The 17,978-nt window shown below is 70.0% G+C and carries 14 protein-coding genes; 8 read left to right on the top strand and 6 right to left on the bottom strand.

Going from position 1 to position 17,978, the window contains the following annotated elements; translation table 11 throughout:
* Position 1 precedes the first annotated feature (1 nt).
* From ACFRAQ_RS29120 to ACFRAQ_RS29105, 4 genes are all read left to right on the top strand, one after another.
* Entirely contained in the window at positions 2 to 1,222 is a 1,221-nt protein-coding gene (locus ACFRAQ_RS29120) for a hypothetical protein (protein ID WP_379105265.1), read from the top strand.
* A 34-nt stretch (positions 1,223 to 1,256) separates the two neighbouring features.
* On the top strand, positions 1,257 to 2,465 hold the full coding sequence (locus tag ACFRAQ_RS29115) for a hypothetical protein (RefSeq protein WP_379105263.1): 1,209 nt from the start codon (positions 1,257 to 1,259) through the stop codon (positions 2,463 to 2,465).
* A 102-nt stretch (positions 2,466 to 2,567) separates the two neighbouring features.
* Entirely contained in the window at positions 2,568 to 2,897 is a 330-nt protein-coding gene (locus ACFRAQ_RS29110) for a WXG100 family type VII secretion target (RefSeq protein ID WP_379105261.1), read from the top strand.
* A gap of 50 nt (positions 2,898 to 2,947) precedes the next feature.
* Positions 2,948 to 3,250 (top strand): WXG100 family type VII secretion target, encoded by a 303-nt coding sequence (locus ACFRAQ_RS29105; protein WP_379105258.1) that lies wholly within the window; start codon positions 2,948 to 2,950, stop codon positions 3,248 to 3,250.
* A 68-nt stretch (positions 3,251 to 3,318) separates the two neighbouring features.
* Here the strand turns inward: ACFRAQ_RS29105 and eccCa are convergent, their stop codons facing one another.
* On the bottom strand, positions 3,319 to 7,350 hold the full coding sequence (gene eccCa / locus ACFRAQ_RS29100) for a type VII secretion protein EccCa (protein ID WP_379105256.1): 4,032 nt from the start codon (positions 7,348 to 7,350) through the stop codon (positions 3,319 to 3,321).
* A gap of 69 nt (positions 7,351 to 7,419) precedes the next feature.
* On the opposite strand from eccCa, the gene eccD reads away from it, so the two are divergent.
* Both eccD and mycP read left to right on the top strand, forming a co-directional pair.
* A complete protein-coding gene (gene eccD / locus ACFRAQ_RS29095; RefSeq protein ID WP_379105254.1) occupies positions 7,420 to 8,880 on the top strand; it encodes a type VII secretion integral membrane protein EccD in 1,461 nt (486 codons plus the stop codon).
* A gap of 12 nt (positions 8,881 to 8,892) precedes the next feature.
* Positions 8,893 to 10,320: a type VII secretion-associated serine protease mycosin gene (gene mycP / locus ACFRAQ_RS29090; protein WP_379105252.1), complete on the top strand. Its 1,428-nt coding sequence runs from the start codon at positions 8,893 to 8,895 to the stop codon at positions 10,318 to 10,320.
* A 2-nt stretch (positions 10,321 to 10,322) separates the two neighbouring features.
* Here the strand turns inward: mycP and eccB are convergent, their stop codons facing one another.
* Positions 10,323 to 11,810: a type VII secretion protein EccB gene (gene eccB / locus ACFRAQ_RS29085; protein WP_379105250.1), complete on the bottom strand. Its 1,488-nt coding sequence runs from the start codon at positions 11,808 to 11,810 to the stop codon at positions 10,323 to 10,325.
* Between the two features lie 110 nt (positions 11,811 to 11,920).
* Here eccB and eccE point away from each other — a divergent pair, with 110 nt between their 5' ends.
* Complete coding sequence (gene eccE, locus ACFRAQ_RS29080; protein WP_379105248.1) at positions 11,921 to 13,594, top strand: type VII secretion protein EccE; 1,674 nt, start codon at positions 11,921 to 11,923, stop codon at positions 13,592 to 13,594.
* On the opposite strand, the gene ACFRAQ_RS29075 is transcribed toward eccE, so the two are convergent.
* From ACFRAQ_RS29075 to ACFRAQ_RS29065, 3 genes are all read right to left on the bottom strand, one after another.
* Positions 13,579 to 14,142, bottom strand: coding sequence for an NADPH-dependent FMN reductase (locus ACFRAQ_RS29075; RefSeq protein WP_379105246.1), 564 nt, complete (start codon positions 14,140 to 14,142; stop codon positions 13,579 to 13,581). The two genes, eccE and ACFRAQ_RS29075, sit on opposite strands and share 16 nt — an antisense overlap.
* Positions 14,143 to 14,164: 22 nt before the next feature.
* Positions 14,165 to 15,424, bottom strand: coding sequence for an NAD-dependent epimerase/dehydratase family protein (locus ACFRAQ_RS29070; RefSeq protein WP_379105244.1), 1,260 nt, complete (start codon positions 15,422 to 15,424; stop codon positions 14,165 to 14,167).
* Between the two features lie 188 nt (positions 15,425 to 15,612).
* On the bottom strand, positions 15,613 to 16,428 hold the full coding sequence (locus tag ACFRAQ_RS29065; protein ID WP_379105242.1) for an S-methyl-5'-thioadenosine phosphorylase: 816 nt from the start codon (positions 16,426 to 16,428) through the stop codon (positions 15,613 to 15,615).
* Between the two features lie 94 nt (positions 16,429 to 16,522).
* Here ACFRAQ_RS29065 and ACFRAQ_RS29060 point away from each other — a divergent pair, with 94 nt between their 5' ends.
* A complete protein-coding gene (locus tag ACFRAQ_RS29060; RefSeq protein ID WP_379105240.1) occupies positions 16,523 to 16,876 on the top strand; it encodes a metal-sensitive transcriptional regulator in 354 nt (117 codons plus the stop codon).
* An 84-nt stretch (positions 16,877 to 16,960) separates the two neighbouring features.
* On the opposite strand, the gene ACFRAQ_RS29055 is transcribed toward ACFRAQ_RS29060, so the two are convergent.
* Positions 16,961 to 17,968 (bottom strand): nitrilase-related carbon-nitrogen hydrolase, encoded by a 1,008-nt coding sequence (locus tag ACFRAQ_RS29055; protein ID WP_379105238.1) that lies wholly within the window; start codon positions 17,966 to 17,968, stop codon positions 16,961 to 16,963.
* Between the last annotated feature and the right edge of the window lie 10 nt (positions 17,969 to 17,978).

Here is a 17,978-nt window from a genome sequence, read left to right as displayed (position 1 = left end):
CATGCGCCTGCGCGCAGCCATGTCCGCGGCATTCGCCGTCACGGTGATGATGACCGCCACCTGCGGCTCGGATCCGGGGGCCGCCGCCCCGGCCGAGCCGGTCATCGACCTGGCCAAGCTCGACACCGGCAACCTGATCACCCAGCCCAAGAAGTACGACAAGGCCGAGAGCAAGGAGCTGGGCCGTGCCGTGCAGGCCGAGCGGCTGGCCAACTACCTGCCGCTGCCGGCGGAGATCAATCCGGTGGTCAAATATCCTCCGGCCGCGGTAAACGGCGCGATCCGCCCGTTCATCGATCTGGGCTCCAATGCCGTGAAGATCCGCACCAACGCCAAGGCCGCCGACCTGCGGGCCGCCGCGCCCGGCTTCCTGTCCGGCTACGTCACCACCGGCAACTCCGACAAATCACCGGGGCTGTCCTACGAATTCGCGAACACGGTGCTGATCTTCACCGACGACGCCGCGGCGAAGGCGGCCGCGCAGGCCCTGGGCCAGGCCGACTTCGACGCCGCCCCGAGCGACCGCTTGCACCTCGACAAATATCCGGACGCCTTCGTCTACCTGGACAAGTCCTACGACTTCAACGCCACCGTCCGATCCTGGTACGCCACCGGCCGATTCGTCATCTTCGGCTACGTGTGGGACGACGTGATGGCGGAGACCAAGGTCAGCGATCCGGCCGCCCTGCTGGCGCGCGTCCAGCTCGGCATCGACGTGATCCCGGGCGCGCTGGCGAAGTTCCCGGCCGTCGCGCCGGACAAGCTGACCGAGCAGCCCGTCGACCTGGACGGCGTGCTCGGGCGGACGCTGCGCACCGTCGTCGACGATCAGTCCGAGCGCGGCATCCCCGGCGTCTACGACCGGCACGGCGGACTTCAGATCTTCCCCGGCGACGACAACGCCGCACTGTTCGAGAAGGCGGGCGTGGACCGGGTGGCGTTCAACGGCGGCTACGTCTTCCGCGCCCGCGACGCCGCCGGAGCCGCCGCCATCGTCGCCGAGCGCGCCGGCACCTCGCGCACCTTCCGGCCCGCCGACTCCCCCGTGAACCTGCCGAATGCGCAGTGCCGCAAATACACCGGGCCGCAGCGCTTCTCGATCACCTACTACTGCTACGTCACCCACGGTCGCTTCGCCGGTGAGGTGGCGGCGAGCCAGTTGCTCGATGCGCAGCAACGGATCTCGGCGCAGTACGCCCTGTTCGTCAATGCGGAAAAGTGATCGGGAGGGGACGGGAATGATCTCGCGTTTTCGAATGACCGCTCTGCTCGCGATCATCGCGGCGGCGGTGGCGGGCTGCGGTTCGGCCGTCACCGGCACGGCGACCCCGGGTGAAATCGACATCCGCACACTGGATGTCGGCAAGTACTCGACCCTGCCGCTGGACCTGCGCTACGAGTACATCCCGCGCATGCGGCTGGGGATCGAGCTGGCGACACAACGCCTGGCCGGCCACGTGGTGAACGGCGCCGACATCGACCCGGCCCTCACCTTCGGCACCGGCGTGGTGTCGATGACCAATACCGAGACCGCCACCCGGGTGCTGGCCGACGTCACCGCGCCGGTGCTCGACGCGAACAAGATGATGTTCGGGCTCTCGGTGGGCCACACCGACAAACAGCCCGACAAGTCCGGCAAGACCGTCGAGGGCAGTTCCTTCACCACGGTCACCGTGCTCCAGTTCCGTGACGCGGCGGCCGCCGCCAAGGCCGCCACGGAATTGGACGAGACCGACTTCGCGGTCGCCCCGGACGTCAACGAACGGGTGGCGCTGCCGAAATACCCCGACGCCCACACGCATTGGCGGCCCGGGGTCGCCAGCATCGGATCGACGGTCGCGCACGGCAACTACGTCGTCAACGCCTATGTCGGTGTGAAGGATCCGGAACTGCCGAAGTTGACCGCGCTAGCCACGAAGGTCCTCGACGCGCAATTGCCGCTCCTGGATGCCTTGCCGCCCTTGACCCCGGAGGGCGTGCTGCGCCTGCCGTTCGACGCGGATCACATGCTGCGGCGCACCCTCAATCCCGGGGAGAGTTTCCTCCCCGATTTCCAGACGATGGCCGTGGCCGAACCGCGCGGCTTCCTGCATCGGGTCGCCGATCAGGCGTTTTGGCAGCGGATCGTCACCGACGACGGCATCGATCGATACTCGATCGCGGGCGCGAACTACGACGGTCCGTCCATGCTCTTCCGCACCCGGGACGCGCAAGCCGCGAAACAACTCGCCACCGCCGTTCTCGAACACGGCTATTCAGGCGTCGCGGACGCACCGGCCGGATTCCCGGACGGGAAATGCGGACAATCCACCGACGCTCCGGCATCCAGTCTCACCCGCGCCAAACGCTTCCGGTGCACGGTCAGCTATCGCCAGTACACCGCCGTGGTGGACTCCGATCAGATCGCCGACGCCCATCAACGGGCTGCCGCCCAATACGCGTTGTTCGCGAATAGCACCTGGTAGCGGCGGTTCGAGCTTTCCTCTCGCGCGGAGGTGGAACCGGCGGGGCCCGACCTACGTCCAATCACTACGAGGTCGTCCGCCCGCGAATCGGAAGGAGGCACCGTGGCCGGTGCATTCGAAGCCAGTAATGAGCTCATCCAGGCCAAGGCCAAGGAGTTCCAGAAGACCCACGACATGCTCATGCACTCCATCGCCGATCTGAAGCGCGACGAGGACAGCATGGTCGCGGGCTCGAATTGGCGGGGCGGCGCGGCCGACGCGTTCAACGCGTTCATGCAGCGCTACTACTTCCAGGCCGACAAACTCAACGACAAGCTCATGCACACCGCCGAGACGCTGATCAAGGTCGGCTCGAACTACGAAGAGCACGACAAGGATTACGAATCCAAGGTCAACGCCCAGATCTCGAGCCTCGACCTCCCGGCCGTCTAGCCACTCGGCCACCCCTCGTTCTTTCCCGACAACTGGCAAAGGAATTCACCATGGCAGCAGTTGACGGCCAGATCATCTCCGCCCATTTCGAGGGCGTCGCCGACGGCGCGAATTCGATCATCCGCCGCGCGGAGGCCATCCGCGACCAGCTCGAGGCCTTCCACCGCAATGTCGAGGAGTTCGTGCGGAACAACTGGAAAGGTGACGCCAACGACGCGTTCGCCGACCTCCAGCGCCTGTGGAACCAGCACGTCCTCCAGCTCAACACCACTCTCGATGGCGCGGCCACCCTGGTCCGCACCGGCAACGCCGAACTCCAGGCCAAGGACACCGCTCTCGCGGGCCTGTTCTAGAAACCGAAGGCGCACTGCACTTTCCAGAGCACGGGCCCGGGCACCGCACCCGGGCCCGTGCTCTGTCATCACGGCTCCGCTGATGGCAGCCAGCCGGTTTGGACGAGCTCCTCGCCGGAGCGGGTGCCGTAGGTGCCTCGGCCCGGCGGCATGGGGGCGGGACGGGTGTTGCCGAAGAGGACGCCTTCGTCGCGGCCGCAGCTCATCACCAGCGACGCGGCATTGAGTTCCTTGAGGCGGTTGAGGGTGGCCTCGTACATGGCTCGGCCCGCGCCGCCGGAACGACGGGCCAGGATCAGATGGAAGCCGAGGTCGCGGGAGTGGGCGAGGTGGTCGACCAGGGCGTGCAGGGGGTTGCCGCTGGCATTGGCGACGAGGTCGTAGTCGTCGACGATGACGTACAGTTCCGGGCCCTGCCACCAGGAGCGATCCTTGAGCTGCTGCGGGGTCACGTCGGGCCCGGGCATGCGCTGGGCGAGGTAGGCGGCCAGGTCGGCCATGTTCTGGGTGAATTGCGGTGCGGTGGTGCCGTATCCCGCGAGGTAGCCCTGCGGGACGGCGCCGAGCATGGTGCGCCGGTAGTCGCCCATGATGATGCGTGCCTGATCGGTGGTGTTGGCCGCGCACACGGACTGCACCAGCGTTCGCAGCACGGTGGTCTTGCCGCATTCGGAGTCGCCGATGATCACGAAGTGCTGGCTCGCGGCCAGATCGAGGTACACCGGGGCCAGCTGCGCCTCGTCGATGCCGAGCGGGAAGCGCCGGCACGGCCGCGAGCGGTCCACCGTCGCGGGCCAGTCCGCCGCCGCGTGCAGCAACTCCGCGCGTGGCAGCCGCGCGGGCAGCATCCGCACCGCGGGCGCTGGTCGCCCCGGAGTCAGCTGTGCGATCAACGAAACAGCCTGCGCCACACCGATTCCCAGCGAATTCGGGTCCGGGTCGCCGTCGACCCTCGGGAGCGCGGTCAGCATGTGCAGCCCGTCTGCGGTCATGCCGCGCCCCGGACGGCCCACGGGTACCAGCGCCGCGAACCTGCGCCCGAGATCCGAGTCCATCGGATCACCGAGCCGCAGTTCGATGCGCGTTCCGATCTGGTCCTTGAGCGCGGGCCGCGCCTCGGCCCAGCGGTTGAGCGACAGCACGATGTGCACACCGTACGAAAGCCCCTGTACGGCGAGGTTCATGACGGTCTGGTCGAGCAGTTCGAATTCCTGCCGGAACGCGCCGTACCCGTCGATCACCAGGAACACGTCACCGAACGGATCCTCCCGCACGCCCGCCGCACGGTCGGCGTCGGACCCGGCGGCGCGCAGCCGCCGGAACTCGGCCATGGATTCCACGCCCAGCCGCCGGAAACCGGCCTCGCGGCGGCGCACGATGCCCACCATCTCGGCCACGGTGCGCCGCACCTGATCCGCTTCCATCCGGCTGGCGACCGCGCCCACATGCGGCAGCCCGTCCAAACCGGCCATGGTGCCGCCGCCGAAGTCGAGCAGATAGAACTGGACCTGTTCGGCGGTGTGCGTCAACGACATCGTCATCACCAGCGCCCGCAGCGCCGTCGACTTGCCCGATTGCGGACCGCCGACCACGGCCGCGTTGCCGCGCGATCCGGACAGGTCCACCACCATGGGATCGCGGCGCTGATCGTAGGGCCGGTCGACGATGCCGATCGGGGCCCGCAAGGCCGCCAGCGGATTCCAGTCGCCGGTGAGGACAGACCGCGGCAGCAGCTGATCCAGGGTGGGCGCGTCGCCGAGCGGCGGCAGCCAGATCTCGTGGGCGGGCCGCCCATGCCCGCGCACCCGGGACACCAGCATCGCCAGTTCGGAGATCTGGTCCGTCTCGGCGGGTGTGGCCACCGGATCGGGCCGCTCGGGCAGCGGAATTCGGTCCGTGGCACGAAATTCCACGCGCGCCGCGCTGAACGGACGCGCGGCCACGTCGACCTCGCCGGAGCGGGTCACCGTCCCGTCCTCGCGCCGCGCCGCGCCGCCGGTGTACGGCCCGGAGACATAGGCGGACTGGAACCGCTGAATATCCCCGGCGTCGAACTTCAGGTAGCCGCCGCCGGGATTGCCGGGCAGGTTGTAGGCGTCCGGCACCCCCAGCACCTGCCGGGACTCGTTGGCGGAGAAGGTCTTCAGGCCGATCCGGTAGGACAGGTGGCTCTCCAGCCCCTTGAGCCGCCCTTCCTCGAGCCGCTGCGAGGCCAGCAGCAGGTGCACGTGCAGCGAGCGGCCGAGGCGGCCGATCATGGTGAACAGTTCGGCGAAATCCGGGTGCTGCGAGAGCAGTTCGGAGAATTCGTCGAGCACCACGAACAACGCGGGCATCGGGTCGAGGTCGGCTCCCGCGGCCCGGGCCTTCTCGTACTCCGAGACGTTCGCGAAGTTCCCGGCGGCGCGCAGTAGTTCCTGGCGGCGGTTCATCTCCCCGGCGAGCGCGTCGCGCATGCGGTCGACCAGGTCGGCTTCCTCTTCCAGGTTGGTGATGATGGCCGCGACGTGGGCCACCCCTTCCAGCCCGAGGAAGGTCGCGCCGCCCTTGAAGTCCACCAGCACGAACTCGAGCTGATCGGGCGAGTGCGTGGCGATGAGCGAGAGCACCAGTGTGCGAAGGAATTCCGACTTGCCGGACCCGGTCGCGCCGATGCACAGCCCGTGTGGACCCATGCCGCCCTCGGCCGCCTCCTTGATGTCGAGCACCACCGGCAGCCCGTCGGCCCCGACGCCGAACGGCACCCGCAGTCGTTCGCGGCCGTAGCGCGGCCGCCACGCGGTCTCGGGCGTGAAGGTTCCGAGGTCGCCGAGCCCCAGCAGTCGCGCCCAGCCGGAGATCACCTCGCCCGCTTCGCCGCCGGTTTCGGCGGCGCGCGGAGCGGGGGCCCGGTAGGGCGCGAGCCGCCGTGCCGCCTGTTCGGCCTCGCGCGTGGTGATGCGGTCGATGACGGCGAAGCGTTCCATCACCCCGGACGGACCGCGCCCGGCGCACTCGCCGTTCTCCACCACCATCTGGATGCCGCGGGAGGCAGCCAGCCCGGGCGCGTATCCACACAGGTCGACGACGGTGACACCCTCGAACCCGTGCTCGCGCAGCGGATCTTCCTCGGCCTCGAGCAGTCCGCCGTCGACCACCAGCACGATCTGGGTGAGCCCGGGGTCTGCGGGCTGGTTGCGGGAGTACCGAACCCGATTGTGCAGCAGCGGATTCAGATCGGCGTGGGCCTCCCGCATGGACCCGTACACCAGGCGGCCGCTGCCCACCCCGTCCTGGGATTCGGGATGCTGGCTGTGCGGCAGCCATTTGGTCCATTCCCATTCCCGCACAGACTCCGTGGGCCCGCAGACCACGGCGATCAGCAATTGGTCGGGGCCTTGGAACATGGCCAGTTGCAGCAGCATGGCCCGGGTCATGTCGCGGGCCTGGACGCGGTCGCCGGTGAGCTGGACGGCGGCGAAGCCTTTCACCGCCAGAGCGGTCGGCAGGTCGGGGACGGTGGAGTGGGTGCGCACGAAGCGCCGCAGCGAGACCGCGGCGATGGGTTCGAGCTCTTCGACGGGCCCTGTTTCCGGGGCGACCAGTCTCGTAGCAAGTCTCTGGCTACCAAGCCCGATGCGGGCGTGACAGAAGTCCTTGTCGCCCGGCCGGCGCTCCCACATCCGAGCGGTCCCGGCCAGCATCCAGATCAGTCCGGGCTCGGGATGACTCCATTCGACGGCCGCCCGCTGCTGCCCGGCCGTCACCTCCACGTCCCGCCGCACCTGATCGAGATAGCGGAGATAATCCTTGCGATCCTCGTCGGCCTCGGCCGCCTTCTGCCCGTTGCCGCCCTGCCCCGCATACATCCCGACCATGGAGAACACCATCATCATCGGGAACATGAGGCTCATCGGATTGGACGCGATGCCGCTGCCGGAGGTCAACAGCAGCACCACCATGCCGAGCATGCCGACGCCCATCACCACCGGCATCAGCTTCGCGAAAAGGTTGGCGGGCACCGCTCGCGGGATCTCCGGCGGCGGCTGCAGCGTGACTTCGCCGCCGGGCGAACGCGGCATCTCCCGGCGCGGTCGGCGGTGGAACCGTACGGTGCTCATCGCGGAAATTCCCCCGAGGTTCGGCCGGTCAGTGTACGGACGGCAACCATCATGCCGTACAGTGCGGGCGTGACGCACTCGCGGACGGATCACCTCGAGGACTTCCGCGGCACCGTGCGCGCGCCGGATCTGGCGCGAGTCACCATTCTGGCCAAGCACACCCAGGTCGACATGGCCATCCCCGTCGATGTGCCGGTGGCCCTGATCATCCCGAGCGTGGTCGACATGGTCGATCAGCACAACCGCGCCAACGACTTCGACCTCGACGGCGAACAGATCGAGCCACACGAATGGGCGCTCGCTCGCGTCGGGCAGCCGCCCTTCTCCAATTCCCTGAGCCTGGGCGAACAGGGCGTGCGCGACGGGGAACTGCTCATGCTGGAGAGCGCCGAGAACATCGCGCCCGCACCGCTCTTCGACGACATCATGTACAACGTCGCCATCGCCGACGCCGATCACTTCCGCGGCTGGTCGCCGCGCACCGCCCGGCTGACCGGCTCGGTCCTGGCGGTCGCCATCATGCTGACCGGCTGCTTCGGCCTGCTGGCCGCCCCCGACGCCATCGCGTCCTGGATCACCGCCACCGTGGCCACCGCCGTCACCCTGCTGCTGGTCACCGCGAGCACCGTGCTCGCCCGCATGTACCGCGACCGCGCGAGCGCACTGGTGCTGGGCGGCTCCGCGCTGCCGACCGCGTTCACCGCGGGCCTGCTCTACGTCCCGGACCATTACGGCTGGGCCAACGCGCTTCTCGGTTCGGTGCTGGCCGGGGCCACGGCCCTGCTGACCTGGCGAGCGACGGGAGTCGGGCCGGGATTGTTCATCGGCGCCGCGACGCTGGCCGCCTTCACCATCCCGGCCACCCTGGTCGGCCTGCTCACCGACCTACCGCTGCGCGGCGTCGGCGGTGGCCTCGCCGCGGTCGGACTGGCCGGATTATCGTTGGCCCCAAGGCTTTCCATACTGCTCGCCCGGCTGCCGCTGCCGCCGGTGCCCGCGCCCGGCACCCCCATCGATCCCACCGAGGACGATCCCGACGACCACCGCGCCCTGCCCACGCTGGACGCGCTACACGCGAAATCCGAACGGGCACGTGACTATCTGGCCGGTCTCGTCGCGGCCACCACCCTCGTGGTCGTGGCCGGGGCGGTGGCGAGTGTGGATCCGGCTGCCGCCCGGCCGTTCTGGCCCGGTCTGGCCCTGGCCCTGGTGTGCGCGGCGGTCCTGATGTTCCACAGCCGCACCTACGCGGGTGCGGAACAGGCCGTGGTCCTCCTCGCCGGCGGCGCGGCGATCGTGCTGCTCGTACTGATCGGCACGGCCCTCACCCAGCGGCAACCGCTCACCGTCTTCGGCGTGGCGCTGGCGCTTTTCGCGGCCGCGCTGGTGCTCGGCTTCCTGGTGCCGCGGCAGCAGTCGACCCCGCCCGTACTCCGCGCGATCGAGTTGCTGGAGTACGGCTTCGTGGCCGCGGTCGTCCCGCTGGCCTTCTGGGTGACCGGCTTCTACGCCCTCGTGCGTGGACTCTGACGGCGGTCGGCCGTGCGAGGTAGAGCGCTGCGCGCCACTACTTTCCGATTCGCGGCGGCGACTTCGGCACTCGCGCTGGGGGTGTCGTTCGGAACGGGCTCGGAGCCGGGCGTCGCGCATGCCGACCGGCCGCCGCCCATCGACGCGGGCCTGCTGCCACCGGGCGGCCCGGCCACCCCGCCGACCCAGACCGAGCATCCCGCCAACTCTCCCTGCCTCAGCACCCAGGCGGGCGGCGACGGCCCGACCGTCCCGGCGACCCAGCGCACCCTGGATCTGCCCCAGGCATGGCAATTCTCGCGTGGCGCCGGCCAATTGGTGGCGGTCATCGACACCGGGGTGTCCCCGCACCCCCGCTTGCCCGGACTCGTCCCCGAGGGCGACTACGTGGCCGCGGGCGGCGACGGCACCGAGGACTGCGATGCCCACGGCACCATCGTGGCGGGCCTGATCGCCGCCACCCAGGTGGGTGGGCAAGGCTTCTCCGGGGTCGCCCCGGAAGCCCGCGTCATGACCATCCGGCAGACCAGCGCGCTCTACCAGGCCAAGAGCGCGGGCCGGGACAAGGGACCCGACGACATGCCCGACGGCTACGGCAAGATCTCCGCGCTGGCCTCGGCCGTGCGACGGGCGGCCGACGCGGGCGCACGGGTCATCAATATCTCCCTGGTCGCCTGCCCCACCACCGAACCGGCGAGCGCCGAGATGGGTGCGCTGGGCGCGGCCGTGCAGTACGCGGCGGTCCAGAAGGACGTGGTCATCGTGGCCTCGGCCGGCAATACCGACACCTGCAAGGCGAGCAATCCCGGCCCCGATCCGGTGCACCCGGACCGGGATCCGTGGGATCGCGTCACGTCCTACGTGGTCCCGGCCTGGTGGGACTCCTATGTGCTGTCCGTGGGTTCGGTGGACGCGTTCGGCCGGCCGTCGCGGTTCACCGTCCCGGGTCCGTGGGTGGGTGTGGCCGCGCCGGGCGAGAACATCGTCTCGCTCGATCCCCGCACCACCGGGCTCACCACCGCGAAGGTCACCACTCAGGGTCAGGTGCTGCCCTATAGCGGAACGAGTTTCGCCGCACCGCAGGTCGCGGGTGTCGCCGCGCTGGTGCGGGCGCGGTACCCGGAGATGCGGGCCGACAAGGTCATCGAGCGCATCGAGGCCACGGCGCACGCTCCGGGTGAGGGCTGGAATCCGTATATCGGCTACGGCACGGTCGATCCCGTGGCAGCGCTGACGGCCGAGGTGCACAAGGAACTGCGCCCCAAGCACCCCGCCGACGCACGGGATCAACAGCTTCCATTACCCGAACCCGCTCCGGCGCCGGACAACACGGCACGCGATGTGGCCTTGATCGGCAGCGGAGTGGTGGCGCTGCTGCTGGTTCTGGGCTTCCTCGCGTCGTTCCCGCTGCGCCGCAGGTTCGGCAGCCGCGACAGCTGACGTCAGTTCGCGCCGGGCCCTGGGGTTCTCACCGGTTCCTCGGCCGGATTCGGATCGGGGGCGACGCCGTCGTGGGCGACCATCGCACCCGCCCGGCTCAGGGTCGGCCCGGGCGCGAGCAGTCCGAGGATCGGCCACGGCGCGGGCTCGGGCCGCACCGTCGCCGGATCCATCCCGAGGGCCTTGGCGGCATCCAGATCCCGGATGCCGAAGCGAACCCCGTAGTCGGACACGAAGAACAGGCTGTCGTGACGCTGACTGTCCGGCTCGATCCCGGTGGACCGCACGTACACGCCCGCGCCCGGCTTCATATAGACGCTGTCCACATTCGGCCCGGTGCCGTCGGCCTGCGCCAGCGGCACCAGTCGCGCGTCGTCGGGGATCGGGACGGCATGCCCGGTGAGCACGGACAATTCGGCGTGCTTGCTGCCGTCGGAGGTATCGGCGGAACCGACCGGCCGCCAGGACAGGCAGTCGACCGGCTGGTCCTTGCCGTCCACCAGGGTCGGGACCTGCGCCGGATACTTCGACACCCGCAGCGCCGACGACACTGGCGCTCCGGTGCGATCGGCCTGGGCGATAAAGCTGTCGGCGGCGCTGGACCGGTAGGTATTGCGAATGATGTCGGCGGTCAGCGCCGACACCGGCTGCAACCCGTCGGCCAGCACCACGTAGTACCTGCTGTCGGTCCGCACCTGCACCACGTCGCCGATCCGGTGGTCGCCGAGCGCGTAACCCGGTGCGGCCCCGACATTCTCGATCGGCGGCGCAACCAGCGGCAACACCTCGGGGATGGCGTCGAGCAGCCCCTCACTGATCGGCCGCGCCGACTGCCCGCTCAGTTCCAGCGCGTCGACCACGGCACGATCGTCGAGATCGATCCGGGCCCGCTGACCGTCGTAGATCAGATACGTGTGGTCGCGCCCCTGCACCAGCAACGCCCGACCGGACCCCAGCGCGGAAGCCTTGTCCGCCAATGTCAATGCGCCGACCAGCACCGAACTGGTGAGGGTACGGCTGCCGTCGTTGGACAGCGCGTCGCACACGGTCCAGGTGCGGCCGTCCCCGCCGGTGAACCCGAGCGAAGTCGGCGCGCCCGGAATGCCGATCAGCTGGCCACGCGGCTTCTTCGCCAGTTCGGATTCGTTGACGGTGGCCGGTTTGACCGCATCGCCCGCGGCCAGCCGGGCCGAGGCCAGGTTCAGCGCCGGGTGCACCACATTGTCGAGTACGACGTAGACCGCGCCGGTGTCCTTACCGATGACGATCTTGTTGGACCCGATCTTGTCCTGCGGCCGCAGCAGAGCCAATACTCCGCAACCAGCCAGTGCGACGCACGCGAGAATCAGTCCGGCGAGGAAAGCGCGGGACTGGGATCGCATGGGATCGTGCAGCATTCGCACGTCTCGGCGGACCAGGGCGTGCTCCATGCGGCGGACCAGGAAGCGGTAGCCGCTCACCTGCCATCGGGTCGTGGGTTTCGAAGGCATCCAAATCCCCAGTGAGTCGTGGGTTTTCGCCGAACACAGTACAGTGACCTGGACCTTCATTCGCACTCGGCCAGCGCGCGGGGCCGACATCGGGGAGCCGGGGATCGACGATGACGATCGCATCCGGAGAGTCGGCGGGGCGGCCGTCGCGGACCGGTCGCGGCGGGCGGCCGGGCCGGATCTCGGTCACGAATCCGGTCTGGGCGCAGCTCGCCGGACTGGTCGTTCTGCTTGTCGCCATGGCGTGCGGACTGGCCTGGTGGGGTGCGCTCACCCTCGGCATAGTGGTCGGTCTGGTTCTGCTGCTACCACTCGGCAACCGCACCCTCACAGACTGGATCGCCACCCGCTGCCGCTTCCGCGCCCGCCGTGGCCACCCGCCCGCCGACACCATCGACTTCCGCGCCTCCGACGGCCGCCCACTCGGCCTCTACCGCGACGGCAGCCGCGTGGTCGCCGTCGTGGAGGTACTGCCCCCGAAGGGCGGCCTCACCCGGCTGGGCCGCGCCACCGTGCACGCCACCCACCTGCTGCCGCTGCCCGAACTCGCGAAAAGCCTGACCCAGCACGACATTCCGCTGTCCGGCATCGACATCGTCTCGCACGGCTTCCGCAGCCGCTCCGGCACGCCCGCGGGCGCCATCTACGAATCCCTGCTCGGGCCGCTGCCCGCCACCGCGCACCGCACGGTCTGGCTCGCCATCGCCTTCGACCCCGTCACCTGCCCCGCCGCCGCGGCCCGGCGCGGCGGCGGCCTGCCCGGCGCGTGCCGCACGGTCACCATCGCCACCGAACGCGTGGTGCGGGTGCTCGAGGACGGCGGCTGCGCGGCCCGCCTGCTCACCGCCCCCGAGATCCGGCAGGCCGCGCTGCAGGTCACCGCCGGCGTGGACCCCGGGCAGCTGACCCAGCGCTGGCGCTACGCCGAACTCGGCAACAGCGTGAACATCGGTGCCGCCGTGGATCCCCGGCAGCTGGCCTCCGATCTACTCGCCCAGCTCTGGGTCCCCGCCTCGCGCGGCACCACGGTGGCCGTCAAACTGCGCCCGGGCCGCAGTGCCGACACCGTGCGCATCGGCGCGGCCTGGCGGCTCACCGCCCGGGAACTGCCCGAGTTACCGGTGCGGCACATGATCTCCATGCACGGCCGCCACCGCGAGGGCCTGCTCGCCCACCTGCCGTTCGCGGTGCCCGGCCTGGACGACACGGTGCCCGCTGAGCTCCGCGAGATCGACGAGCTCGGCACGCTGCACCTGCCCTCGGCGGGTTGCGGGCAGTTGCTCGGCTCCGACGACGACGGCAACGGCGTCGCCATTCGCCTGGTGGGCCAGGGCATTTCGAGCGTGTATGTGGCGGGCGAGCTGTATCTCGCGCAACAGTTGATCTTCCGCGCCCTCGCCGTCGGCGAACGCGTCCTGATCCGCACCGACCGCCCCGGGGCCTGGCAGCAGCTGGTCAGCGCCATCGGCAATCCGGAACGCCTCACCCTCGCCGTCGAAACCCACCAGTCCGACGCCGATTTCACGGCCACCCTGGTCGACGGTGTCCTCGCGCCCGCCCCGCACGCGGGCCTGACCACCGTCTATCTGACGAGTGACCCGCTCGGCTGGCCTGGCACCGCCCCCGACCTGTCCGTCCATCAGCCGGGTGCGTCCGGGAACCGAATCATCCTGCGCACCGGCGTCACCGAGGTTCCGCTGACCCTGGTGTCCATCCCCCGTGAGTCCACCTACATCGGCCGGCCCCGCGCGGCCGCCGCCGTCACGCCTCAGCTCCCCGGGTAGGGATTGGTGGCGCGGGCGGTGCGCAGAGTCGCCGCCCACCAGGCGAGTTGACGCAGCATACGATCCGCGGCGTCGAGCGCGGCCCCGTCCCGGGTCTCGCCCTCGGCGTCGAATTTGCGTTTGGCCTCATGGAAACTGACGGTCTCGCGCACCGAGACCATGTGGATCTCGGCGACCACCTGCCGCAGCTGCTCCACCGCGCGCAGACCGCCGGACAGCCCGCCGTAGCTCACGAAACCGATGGGCTTGCCCCGCCATTCGCGTTTCACACTGTCGAAGGCGGTCTTCAACGACGCCGGATAGCCGTGGTTGTACTCGGAGGTGACCGCCACGAACGCGTCCGCGGCCTCGACCCGCCGCTGGAACGCTCGCACCCCGTCGGTCTCGGTGAGATCCACCGGCAGCGGGGTGTCCATCAGATCGATGACCCCCACGTCGAACGCGGCGTCCGCCCGCGCCCGGCGCAGGAACCAGTCCGCGACGACCGGCGCGAACCGCTTGGGCCGCACGCTGGCGACGATGACCTCGAGCCGGAGCGGGGTGTCCATGCCGAGAGCCTATCGGGCTCGCTCAACGCCGCCCCGCGCCGCGCTTGGCGTACTCCGCGAGCCCTGTGGCGGGCGCGGTGGGGGCCGTGAAATTCAGGGCGTGCCGGGCTCTTTCCGGATGCGCGACCACATGCCGGACATCGGTGGTCCGGCACTGCCCGGTCACCACCGGCGGCGGCCCGTCGACCGCCTTGGCCATGGTCGAGGCCACCTCCCACAGGGTCAGCGGCCGTCCCGAGGCGATATTCAAGGGCACGAACCCGGGCATCGGGCGCTCCACCGCGGCCACGGTCGCCAGCGCCGCGTCGCGCACGTGCATGAAATCCCGGACCTGCCCGCCGTCCTCGAACACTCGCGGCGGGCGGCCCGCCGCCAGTTCGGCCCGGAACCGCGCCACCACACCAGTTTCAGCGGACCGCACCCGCCGCCCGTCGGCCACCGCGTCGCCGTAGAGATTGTGGTAGCGCAGCACCGCGGCATTGCCCCCGGTATTGGCCACCCACGCCAAGGCGTAGTGCTCCTGCGCGACTTTGCTTGCCGCGTAAGCGCTCCGGGGCCGCAGCGGGGCGTCCTCCCCCATCGGCTCCCAGGTCAGCACCTCCCCCGAACGCGGTGCACGATGATCGAACAGCCCCCGGTCCACATCCCCCCGCCGCCGCAGGCCCGGATAGAACGGCCCGCTGCGCAATCCTCGATACCGGCCCTCGCCGTACACCGCGACCGAGGACCCGAGCACCAGCCGCGGCACGCCCTCCCGTTCCATGGCGGCCAGCAGCACGGCGGTGCCGACGTCATTGTGCGCGGCGTAGAGCGCGGCCCAACGCATCCCTTCCGTCCCCGGCCGCTCGGTGCCGCCCCGCCCCGAGCCGACCGGGGCACGCACACACGGCCCGGCCCCATGCCCGGAATCGTCGCGCCCACGCTGTCCGTCCCCGGCCACCCGCCGGGAATGCCGAATATCCTGCGGGGCAGCCGGATTGGAGGGATCTCCGCGCACCGGCTCGATCGCGCCGCGCACATGGGGCAGCGGCACCGCCGTCGCGAGATGACAGACCGCGTCCACCTCGGCCAACAGGGTTTCGAGCGCACCCTGATCACGGATGTCGATGCGCGAGACATTCTCCGGAACAACGGGATTCGGACCGTGCACGGTCTCGAGCAGGGCGTCGATGGCGATGACCTCGTGCCCCGCGGCCAGCAGGGCGCGATGGACATGGGAGCCCAGGTAACCGGCCGCCCCGGTCACCAGGACACGCAGGGGGTCACGACCGCCCGCCTTCATGAATCCAGCGTAGGGCATGGCCGAACGTAACCCGAAGGCCTATCGATGGATAGACGGTGTGGGGCAGCTGAACGCCACCCGCGGATGCCGCCCCGAGCAGGTGCAATGACGCACCACGGGGTACAACGAAGTACCCCGGCCGCTCGGGCGGCGATCACGCGTGACCGGCCGCTACGGCCGGGACCGCATCAGGGCAGCTCGAACGGGAGCTGCACGCCGGTGCCGGTCAGCACGCGGCACTTGTCGCAGGTGTCGTCGCCCTCGACGGCGGCGACGGCGCGGCGCACCATGGCCTTGAACGGCACCAGGTTGCGCTCGAACTCGGCGAACACGTCGGCGGCGCTGACGCCCTCGCCGGACTCCAGCCCGGCATCCAGATCGGTGACCAGAGCGATTGCGGAGTAGCACATTTCGAGTTCACGGGCGAGCACGGCCTCCGGGTGCCCGGTCATATTGACCAGCTCCCAGCCCTGCCCGGCAAACCAGCGGCTCTCGGCGCGGGTGGAGAAACGCGGGCCCTCCACCACGACCATGGTGCCGTGGTCGTGCGCGGGCAGGTCGTCGCCGATCGAGGCGATGGCGGCGTTGCGCAGTTCGTCGCAGTACGGGTCGGCGAAGGACACGTGCACGCCGCCGGCGTCGTAGAAGGTCTGGGCGCGGCCGGAGGTGCGGTCCACGAGCTGATCCGGCACGGCGATGGTGCCCGGACCCCAGTCGGCGCGCAGGCTGCCGACCGCACAGGGGCCGAAGATGCGGCGCACGCCCAGGGTGCGCAGCGCCCACATATTGGCGCGGTAGGGCACGGTGTGCGGCGAGAACTCGTGCTTGCGGCCGTGCCGGGGCAGGAACGCCACCGAGCGTCCCTCCACCTGACCGATGGTGATGGGCGCGCTGGGCGCGCCGTAGGGGGTCTCGATCTCGACCGTGGTCGCGTCATCGCCGAAGAAGTCGTAGAAGCCGCTGCCTCCGATGATGGCGAGCGTTGCTCGTGCGTCCGAACTCATGCCCCGATTCTTGCGTACGCGGCCGTGAGTGGTGGTAGCAGGGCGAAGCATGTACCCTAGGGGGGTATTTCCCCCGGGAGTGAGGACAGCGCAGGTGACCAACGACAAGATCGCGACCCAGGACGCCGCCGGGCACGACACCGCCGAGTCCTGCCACGACACCGCCTCGCACGGCTACATCACCGCCAAGGACGACTACCTCAAGCGCCTGCGCCGCATCGAAGGCCAGGCCCGCGGCTTGCAGCGCATGGTCGAGGAGGAAAAGTACTGCATCGACATCCTCACCCAGGTGTCGGCCATGACCAAGGCGCTCCAGGCCGTCGCCATGGGGCTGCTCGAGGATCACATCAGCCATTGCGTGGTCGACGCGGCCGTCGCGGGCGGTCCCGAGGCCGAGGCCAAGATCAAGGAAGCCACCGACGCCATCGCGCGCCTCGTGCGGAGCTAGCACCTCTCAGGGGCTTCCCCTGAAACCCTGTCGCTCCGCCGACCCCGCGGGCCCGCCTGACGGAGACCCTGGCAGCCGCTCGTGTCAGCAGGCCGCGGTGCCGCCGGGGTAGGCGCCCAGGGACGTGGGAAGGGCCCAGCGGTCGGGGCCCGACTGCCAGCCCGCGGCGACGCGGCGGGAGCCGCGGCGCGTGGGGGCGCTGTCCTTGCGGGTGTTGTCCTTGCGATCCCGGGTGGTGCGGATGGAGTCGCAGGGCTGGTTGTCGGCGAGCGTCACGGCGATCTCGAGATCGGCGTAGAGGATGCCCTCCTCGCCCTCCGCCAGGGGGGCCACCACTTCGCCGCCGTCGGCGCCGTAGATGCGGGCACATCCGGTGGGGCCGCCATTGTGGCGCTGCGCGGTGCCCACGCCGCCGAACGCGGCGTCCCCGATCACGGCGGTAGGGGCGATCACGTACGCGCCGACCTCGAGCGCGTACATGCGGCTGAGCGTGGTGCTCGACTCCGGTCCGACCGCGTCGCCGTCGGGGCTGCCGGGCCAGGCGGCCACGTGGATCTGCTCCTCGTCGGCGCGCAGCGCGCGGGTGAGCAGTGGCCGCTGGTTCTCCTGACCGGACAACGCGCCGTACTTGCCGATCGGCGTGTGGTGCACCGCGGGCAGATTCGGAGTTCCGGAGGCAAATATCTTGCGTTCCACGCTGTTCAGACCGGCTTTGCGGCGGACCGACAGCAACTGCCCGGAATCATCGATCACGGCCTGCGACATATAGATTCGCCGCTCCTGGCGTTCACCGAATCCGAGTACGACATGAATGTCGTGCGCGGCGGCGGCAGCGGTGATCGCGCGCATTTCCGCACCGTCCCGCGTCATCGAATTCTCGCGGCATCTGGTCGAGTATTCGACATTCCACTGATTGGTATCGATCCAGCGCCACCACGGATAACCCGGGAGAAACGCCTCCGGGAATGCGACCAGCCGCGCCCCCTGTACCGCTGCCGCCCGGATCAGTTCGACGACCTGATCGACGCCGTCGGAGAGCCGCAGCCAGCTGGGTTCGGCCTGGACGGCGGCAACTCGCACCGTAGTCCTCATCGCTTTTCCC

It is taken from the genome of Nocardia sp. NPDC056611, assembly GCF_042792755.1.
In the GTDB taxonomy this organism is placed as follows: domain Bacteria; phylum Actinomycetota; class Actinomycetes; order Mycobacteriales; family Mycobacteriaceae; genus Nocardia.
The sequence above is the reverse complement of the archived record's forward strand: the minus strand, read 5'-3'. Positions and strand labels throughout refer to the sequence as shown.

What these genes read in the sequence shown, in the direction of transcription:
- eccCa (WP_379105256.1), bottom strand. Translation starts at nt 7,350, where the DNA reads ATGAGCACCGTACGGTTCCACCGCCGACCGCGCCGGGAGATGCCGCGT.
- ACFRAQ_RS29065 (WP_379105242.1), bottom strand. Translation starts at nt 16,428, where the DNA reads ATGAGTTCGGACGCACGAGCAACGCTCGCCATCATCGGAGGCAGCGGC.
- ACFRAQ_RS29105 (WP_379105258.1), top strand. Translation starts at nt 2,948, where the DNA reads ATGGCAGCAGTTGACGGCCAGATCATCTCCGCCCATTTCGAGGGCGTC.
- eccE (WP_379105248.1), top strand. Translation starts at nt 11,921, where the DNA reads ATGACGATCGCATCCGGAGAGTCGGCGGGGCGGCCGTCGCGGACCGGT.
- ACFRAQ_RS29055 (WP_379105238.1), bottom strand. Translation starts at nt 17,968, where the DNA reads ATGAGGACTACGGTGCGAGTTGCCGCCGTCCAGGCCGAACCCAGCTGG.
- ACFRAQ_RS29115 (WP_379105263.1), top strand. Translation starts at nt 1,257, where the DNA reads ATGACCGCTCTGCTCGCGATCATCGCGGCGGCGGTGGCGGGCTGCGGT.
- ACFRAQ_RS29075 (WP_379105246.1), bottom strand. Translation starts at nt 14,142, where the DNA reads ATGGACACCCCGCTCCGGCTCGAGGTCATCGTCGCCAGCGTGCGGCCC.
- ACFRAQ_RS29120 (WP_379105265.1), top strand. Translation starts at nt 2, where the DNA reads ATGCGCCTGCGCGCAGCCATGTCCGCGGCATTCGCCGTCACGGTGATG.
- ACFRAQ_RS29070 (WP_379105244.1), bottom strand. Translation starts at nt 15,424, where the DNA reads ATGAAGGCGGGCGGTCGTGACCCCCTGCGTGTCCTGGTGACCGGGGCG.
- eccB (WP_379105250.1), bottom strand. Translation starts at nt 11,810, where the DNA reads ATGCCTTCGAAACCCACGACCCGATGGCAGGTGAGCGGCTACCGCTTC.